General features: G+C 42.7%; 11 protein-coding genes. All 11 read right to left on the reverse strand.

Translation table 11 applies throughout. The annotated features are described in order from the left end of the window. Positions 1-46: 46 nt before the first annotated feature. Positions 47-1,069 carry a DNA-directed RNA polymerase subunit alpha gene (locus ACTF6W_RS00125; RefSeq protein WP_438992509.1) on the reverse strand — a complete coding sequence of 341 codons (1,023 nt, stop codon included), beginning with the start codon at positions 1,067-1,069 and terminating at the stop codon, positions 47-49. A 77-nt stretch (positions 1,070-1,146) separates the two neighbouring features. Then, positions 1,147-1,533, reverse strand: coding sequence for a 30S ribosomal protein S11 (rpsK, locus tag ACTF6W_RS00130; RefSeq protein ID WP_438992510.1), 387 nt, complete (start codon positions 1,531-1,533; stop codon positions 1,147-1,149). Positions 1,534-1,545: 12 nt separating this feature from the next. Continuing rightward, on the reverse strand, positions 1,546-1,914 hold the full coding sequence (rpsM, locus tag ACTF6W_RS00135; protein WP_249034932.1) for a 30S ribosomal protein S13: 369 nt from the start codon (positions 1,912-1,914) through the stop codon (positions 1,546-1,548). A 157-nt stretch (positions 1,915-2,071) separates the two neighbouring features. Beyond that, entirely contained in the window at positions 2,072-2,725 is a 654-nt protein-coding gene (locus ACTF6W_RS00140) for an adenylate kinase (RefSeq protein WP_438992511.1), read from the reverse strand. After that, positions 2,722-4,059: a preprotein translocase subunit SecY gene (gene secY / locus ACTF6W_RS00145; RefSeq protein WP_438992512.1), complete on the reverse strand. Its 1,338-nt coding sequence runs from the start codon at positions 4,057-4,059 to the stop codon at positions 2,722-2,724. The genes ACTF6W_RS00140 and secY overlap by 4 nt, the downstream gene beginning before the upstream one ends. 46 nt (positions 4,060-4,105) lie before the next feature. Next, positions 4,106-4,585 carry a 50S ribosomal protein L15 gene (rplO, locus tag ACTF6W_RS00150; protein WP_438992513.1) on the reverse strand — a complete coding sequence of 160 codons (480 nt, stop codon included), beginning with the start codon at positions 4,583-4,585 and terminating at the stop codon, positions 4,106-4,108. 8 nt (positions 4,586-4,593) lie between these two features. Continuing rightward, positions 4,594-4,779 (reverse strand): 50S ribosomal protein L30, encoded by a 186-nt coding sequence (rpmD, locus tag ACTF6W_RS00155; protein ID WP_438992514.1) that lies wholly within the window; start codon positions 4,777-4,779, stop codon positions 4,594-4,596. Positions 4,780-4,785: 6 nt separating this feature from the next. Continuing rightward, entirely contained in the window at positions 4,786-5,337 is a 552-nt protein-coding gene (gene rpsE, locus ACTF6W_RS00160) for a 30S ribosomal protein S5 (protein WP_249034927.1), read from the reverse strand. Between the two features lie 10 nt (positions 5,338-5,347). Continuing rightward, positions 5,348-5,707, reverse strand: coding sequence for a 50S ribosomal protein L18 (gene rplR / locus ACTF6W_RS00165; protein WP_438992515.1), 360 nt, complete (start codon positions 5,705-5,707; stop codon positions 5,348-5,350). A gap of 10 nt (positions 5,708-5,717) precedes the next feature. Next, positions 5,718-6,251 carry a 50S ribosomal protein L6 gene (rplF, locus tag ACTF6W_RS00170; protein WP_438992516.1) on the reverse strand — a complete coding sequence of 178 codons (534 nt, stop codon included), beginning with the start codon at positions 6,249-6,251 and terminating at the stop codon, positions 5,718-5,720. A gap of 11 nt (positions 6,252-6,262) precedes the next feature. Continuing rightward, positions 6,263-6,503, reverse strand: a 241-nt coding sequence (gene rpsH / locus ACTF6W_RS00175; protein WP_438992517.1) for a 30S ribosomal protein S8, incomplete at its 5' end; no start/stop codon positions are given.

The following is a 6,503-nucleotide window of genomic DNA, read 5'->3' on the forward strand; positions in this document are numbered from 1 at the left end:
CTTTACTCCTTGAGGGGGTATCCGTTATCGGACCCGTCCCATTTAATTAAAATTCTTGTTCTAACTTTTTAACGATCTCTTCAATATTCTCTGGCGGCCATCCCGGGTTTTCCATACCAAGACGAAGCCCCATTGAGGAAAGAACTTCTTTGATTTCATTTAGTGATTTACGACCGAAGTTTGGCGTACGAAGCATTTCTGCTTCTGTCTTGCGTACAAGATCACCAATATAAACGATATTATCATTCTTAAGGCAGTTGGCCGAACGAACACTAAGTTCAAGTTCGTCAACGCGACGAAGAAGATTACGGTTAAACTCTGGCTCATCTGACACTTTATCAGCCATTGCATCTTCAGGCTCATCAAAGTTAATGAATGTTTGAAGTTGATCCTGTAAAATACGTGCTGCAAATGCAATCGCATCTTCCGGTGTCACTGTACCGTTTGTTTCAATGTCCATAGTGAGCTTATCATAGTCAAGAATTTGACCTTCACGTGTGTTATCCACTTTGTAGCTAACACGTGTAACAGGTGAAAACAGACTATCAATCGGAATAAGTCCAATTGGCGCATCATCCGCACGATTTTTAACAGCGGCTACATAGCCTTTGCCAGTGTCTACAGTAAGCTCCATACGAAGATCTGCACCATCATCAAGGTTACAGATCACAAGATCTGGATTATGAATAGTAATACCATTCACTTCTTCAATTGATGCTGCAGTTACCTCACCCGGTCCAGTTGCTTGAAGAGTAAGGCGACGTGCACCTTCAAATTCTTCTTCAACACTCACGGCGAGTTTCTTAATATTAAGAATAATGTCTGTCACATCTTCACGCACACCGGCGATTGAAGAAAATTCGTGAAGCACATTATCAATATGTACACTTGTTACAGCCGCCCCTTGTAAAGACGATAAAAGCACACGTCGAAGTGCATTACCTAAAGTCATTCCAAAACCACGTTCTAGTGGTTCTGCAACTACGGTTGCTTTTCTACGTCCTTCTCCCTTTTGAATAATTTCTATGGTAGTCGGCTTAATTAGCTCTTGCCAGTTATTTTGGATCACGTTTAAATCCTTATCTATATCTATCAGGCCCGAATAAATAACGCTCTCTTACCTAATGGAAAGAGAGACGCTACAATTTACACTCTACGACGTTTCGGCGCACGACACCCATTATGTGGGATAGGTGTTACGTCGCGAATCGATGTAATAGTAATTCCTAATGCCATTAAAGCACGCAAAGCTGATTCGCGACCAGAACCTGGTCCCTTAACTTCAACTTCTAATGTTTTAATGCCATGTTCCATTGCTTTTTTACCAGCATCTTCAGAAGCCATTTGAGCAGCGTAAGGTGTTGACTTACGAGACCCTTTAAAGCCCATTGCGCCAGCAGTTGACCAGGAAATAGTATTTCCCTGAACATCAGCAATAGTAATAATTGTATTGTTAAATGTGCTATTCACATGTGCAATACCGTTTGTAATGTTTTTACGCTCTTTGCGCTTAACACGTTTTTCAGTAGCCATTGTTCAGTATCCTTATTTCTTCTTACCGGCAATCGCAATGCGTTTACCCTTACGGGTACGTGCATTTGTGCTAGTACGTTGACCACGAACAGGTAATCTCTTACGGTGACGAAGACCACGGTATGTACCAAGGTCAAGTAAACGTTTAAGGTTCATAGCTACCTCACGACGACGATCACCTTCTACAAGATATTCTTCATCGATTGTTTCACGGATTTTAATTACTTCCGCATCACTAAGGTCATTCACACGACGTTCCGGTGAAATGCCATTTTTTTTACAAATCTCTTTCGCAGATGTAAGCCCAATCCCATGGATGTAGGTTAATGCGATTTCCACTCTCTTTGCAGTGGGTATATTAACGCCAGAAATACGCGCCACGATCGTTTCTCCCGATCTAAAAATTCAAACAAGTTCAGCAAATTCCGTCATACTAAAAAGCATAACGTGAAGTTGCGCGATTATAGGTATTAAGTTCACTTAGTCAACCTTTGAAAAAAAGCTTTTTTAAAAAAACTTTAATCCATAGACACAAGGCTTATGCCAAGGACCCTAATACATCATTTATTTGGGTGGTAACATCATTGATATCAGCCATCCCATCTACCGTTTTCAATACACCTTGACTTTCATAATATGGAAGAAGAGGTGCTGTTTGAGCATGGTAGCTTTCCAAGCGAGATGACACAGTTTCCCGATTATCATCAGCTCGGCGTTTGAAATTCGTAGAGCCGCAGTTGTCGCAGACGCCGTCAACTTTGGGCTTTAGGTTTTCCTCGTGATATCCTTGATTACAATCCGCACATGTGTAACGTCCTGTAATCCGATCCACGAGAGCTTCATCATCAACCTTCATTTCGATGACACCATCGAGTTTTAAAGATTTTTGATTAAGCATATTATCTAAGGCTTCCGCCTGTGCAACGGTCCGTGGGAAACCGTCAAGCAAGAAACCTTGCTTGCAATCGTCTTCCTCAATACGGTCCGCGATAATTCCAACAACGATTTCATCGGTAACGAGTTTACCCGCTTCAATGAAATCTTTGGCTTTTTTGCCAACTTCCGTTCCAGCAGAGACGGCGGCTCTAAGCATATCACCTGTAGAGAGCTGCACCAGTCCTTGCGAACTTTGAATTTTTTGTGCTTGAGTGCCTTTTCCAGCACCCGGAGGGCCTAATAAAATAATGATCATCTGCGACGCCTTTTCCCACCACGAAGCTTAGATTTTTTCATCAAGCCTTCATATTGGTGTGCCATAAGGTGACTGTGCACTTGGCCTACTGTATCCATGGTTACATTAACCACGATCAATAGCGAAGTACCACCAAAGTAAAACGGGATCGCATATTGTGCTCTTAAAATTTCCGGTAGCAAACAAATTGCACACAGATAAATTGCACCTACGACAGTCAACCTGGTTAGAACATAATCAAGATATTTTGCAGTATTGTTGCCTGGGCGAATACCCGGAACAAAACCACCGTATTTTTTTAAGTTATCCGCTGTCTCGTCTGGATTAAATACAAGTGCTGTATAGAAGAAACAGAAGAATACAATACCAAGAACGTAAAAGAGCATATAAAGCGGCTGACCTGGGCCGAGAAGCGCGGTCGCCGTTGTAATCCATTCAGGACTGTCTTCGGAGGCAAAGCCCGCGAGTGACATTGGTAACATTAATAGAGATGAAGCAAAGATCGGCGGAATAACACCTGCGGTGTTTAGCTTAAGTGGCATATGTGATTGCTCACCTTGGCTCATACCGTTTGCTTGTTGTCTTTTTGGATATTGAATAAGAACACGGCGCTGAGCACGTTCAACAAATACGATTAACGCAATAACAGCAACAACCATAACCAATAACGCGACGATCACTAGTGGTCCACCTAAGGTACCTTTAGCACTCATATCAAGCGTACTAACAATCGCGATAGGCAATTGCGCAACAATACCGGCAAAGATGATAAGTGAAATACCGTTACCGACACCACGTGCCGTAATCTGCTCACCTAGCCACACAAGGAACATAGTACCACCAACCAATGTAATCACAGTCGTCATGCGGAAAAACATTCCAGGATCAACGGCAATATTACTTTCAAGTCCTGTCGCAATCGCATAGGACTGCACAATACAAAGAATAACGGTACCGTAACGCGTATATTGATTAATTTTACGACGCCCAGATTCGCCCTCTTTCTTCAATTCCTTAAGCCTCACACTCATAGAAGAGGCAAGCTGCATAATAATCGAGGATGAAATATAGGGCATAATACCAAGAGCAATTATACTCATTCGCTGAATGGCACCGCCATTAAACAGATCAAGCATTCCAAGAATGCCACTTTGATTTTGTGAGAACATTTGTTCTAAAGCGATAGGATCAATGCCAGGCAGAGGAAGATAAGTTGCTAATCTGTAAACCATTAACGCAATCAACGTAAACCATATACGTTGCTTAAGTTCAGTTGCTTTTGAAAAAGCACTGAAATTAAGGTTTCCTGCTAACTGTTCCGCTGCTGATGCCATCTTTACGTTATCCTATCGCTCGAATATCAATTATTTCTATATAGGGTTACTTTGCTTCTGCTTCAACCGCAGCAGGCACAGAAACTGTACCGCCCGCTTTTTCAACAGCAGCAATCGCCGCTGCAGAAGCACCACTAACTTGAATATTCACTTTGGCTTTAAGTGCACCATTTCCAAGAAGACGAACGCCATCCTTTACACGTGTTACAACACCAGCAGCTTTAAGTTCAGCAACAGTAATTGTTTTCTTCGCATCAAGTTTCTTCGCATCAATTGCTTCTTGAAGACGGCCAATATTTACAGGAACAAATGTTTTACTGTTAATATTATTAAAACCGCGCTTTGGAAGACGCATGTGAATTGGCATTTGTCCGCCTTCGAAGCCTTTAATAGCTACACCAGAACGTGACTTTTGACCTTTTACACCGCGGCCACCTGTTTTACCTGTACCAGAACCGATACCACGACCAACGCGTTTTCTCGGTTTAGTAGAACCAGGTTTATTTGCTAGTTCATTAAGTTTCATAATTCCACCTATTCACCTTCAACTTTGACCATGTGGCGAACCTTACGGATCATACCACGCACGGCTGGTGTATCTTCCAACTCGCGAGTACGGTGCATTTTATTTAGACCAAGACCGATCAATGTCGCTCTTTGGTCGCTTGTGCGACGAATCGGGCTACCGATTTGAGTCACTTTTAATGTTTTCTTCGCCATCTAAAATCACTCCGTAGCTTCAGCGGCAGCTTTACGGTCACCGCGACGAGCAACAATATCGCTCACTTTTTTACCACGACGTGATGCGACCATACGAGGAGATACCTGTTTGGATAATGCATCAAATGTACCGCGGATCATGTTGTAAGGGTTAGATGTTCCAAGTGATTTTGTCACAACGTCCTGAACACCAAGTGCTTCGAACACTGCACGCATCGGACCACCCGCAATAATACCTGTACCAGGCTGTGCTGAACGGATAACCACTTTACCTGCACCATGACGACCTTCAATATCATGATGAAGAGTACGACCTTCACGTAGTGGAACACGAATCATATTCTTTTTCGCTGCTTCAGTTGCTTTTTGAATTGCTTCTGGAACTTCGCGGGCCTTACCCTTACCAAAACCAACGCGACCTTTTTGATCACCAACAACTACAAGTGCTGCGAAACCAAAACGACGACCACCTTTTACTACTTTAGCAACCCGGTTAATGTGAACGAGCTTTTCAGTTAGTTCACTTTCCTGACGAGGTTCTCTTTCTGCTCTTGCCATATTCTTTTCCTTAGAAATTCAAACCAGCTTCACGAGCAGCATCTGCAAGCGCTTTTACGCGACCATGGTATAAGAAACCACCACGATCAAAAACAACTTGTTCAACGCCAGCGCTCTTAGCACGGTCCGCTATTAATTTACCAACGGCTGCAGCAGCCTCTGAATTGCTTCCTACTTTGACCTTCTTTAGTGCTTCATCAAGTGTTGAAGCAGCAGCAACAGTCACGCCATTCGTATCATCGATAATTTGAGCATACATATGCTGATTTGTACGATGAATAGATAGACGTGGACGACCATTAGCCACTTTACGTAGGCTCGTACGCACGCGATTGCGGCGACGTTCAAATAATTTTTTACCTTTAAGCATAATGATCCACCTATTTCTTCTTGCCTTCTTTACGGAAGATATATTCGTCTTCGTATTTAACACCCTTACCTTTATAAGGTTCAGGTTTACGATATTCACGAATTTCTGCCGCAACTTGGCCAACTTTTTGTTTGTCGATGCCAGAAATAACAATCTCTGTCTGACTTGGACATTTGACTTCAACACCATCCATCACTTCATATAAAATGTCGTGAGAAAAACCGAGTTGAAGATTAATATTCTTACCTTGCATCTGTGCACGATAACCAACACCATTAAGCTCTAGCTTTTTAGTGAAACCATCAGTCACACCTTCAACTAGGTTGCTTACCATTGTGCGTTGCATTCCCCACATAGAACGAGCACGTTTGCCGTTACCACGTGGTGTCACTTCTACTGCGCCATCTTCCAATTTAACGTCGACTTCACTTACGAAAGTCATATCAAGCGAACCTTTTGGACCTTTTACGGTTAGAACATTATCCTTCAAGTTCGCTTCAACGCCACTAGGAATTTGTACAGCTTTTTTACCAATACGAGACATATTTGTTCTCCTTAGAATACTGTACAGATGACTTCGCCACCAACGTTTTCAGCACGAGCTTCAGCGTCGGAAAGTACACCTTTAGGGGTTGATACAATAGAAATACCAAGACCGTTACGCACACGTGGCAAATCACCAACGGATGAATAAACACGGCGACCAGGTTTTGAAACGCGTTTAATTTCGCGGATCACAGGATCACCTTCGTGATATTTCAGTTCAATACTAATCTCTGGTTTACCAGCGTCATTA

The sequence above is a fragment of the Pseudemcibacter sp. genome (assembly GCF_965661635.1).
Classification (GTDB): Bacteria; Pseudomonadota; Alphaproteobacteria; order Sphingomonadales; family Emcibacteraceae; genus Pseudemcibacter.

Bases quoted from the DNA above. Each gene is read 5' to 3' on its own strand.
- rpsK (WP_438992510.1), bottom strand. From the start codon at position 1,533: ATGGCTACTGAAAAACGTGTTAAGCGCAAAGAGCGTAAAAACATTACA.
- ACTF6W_RS00140 (WP_438992511.1), bottom strand. From the start codon at position 2,725: ATGATCATTATTTTATTAGGCCCTCCGGGTGCTGGAAAAGGCACTCAA.
- secY (WP_438992512.1), bottom strand. From the start codon at position 4,059: ATGGCATCAGCAGCGGAACAGTTAGCAGGAAACCTTAATTTCAGTGCT.
- rplO (WP_438992513.1), bottom strand. From the start codon at position 4,585: ATGAAACTTAATGAACTAGCAAATAAACCTGGTTCTACTAAACCGAGA.
- rpmD (WP_438992514.1), bottom strand. From the start codon at position 4,779: ATGGCGAAGAAAACATTAAAAGTGACTCAAATCGGTAGCCCGATTCGT.
- rpsE (WP_249034927.1), bottom strand. From the start codon at position 5,337: ATGGCAAGAGCAGAAAGAGAACCTCGTCAGGAAAGTGAACTAACTGAA.
- rplR (WP_438992515.1), bottom strand. From the start codon at position 5,707: ATGCTTAAAGGTAAAAAATTATTTGAACGTCGCCGCAATCGCGTGCGT.
- rplF (WP_438992516.1), bottom strand. From the start codon at position 6,251: ATGTCTCGTATTGGTAAAAAAGCTGTACAAATTCCTAGTGGCGTTGAA.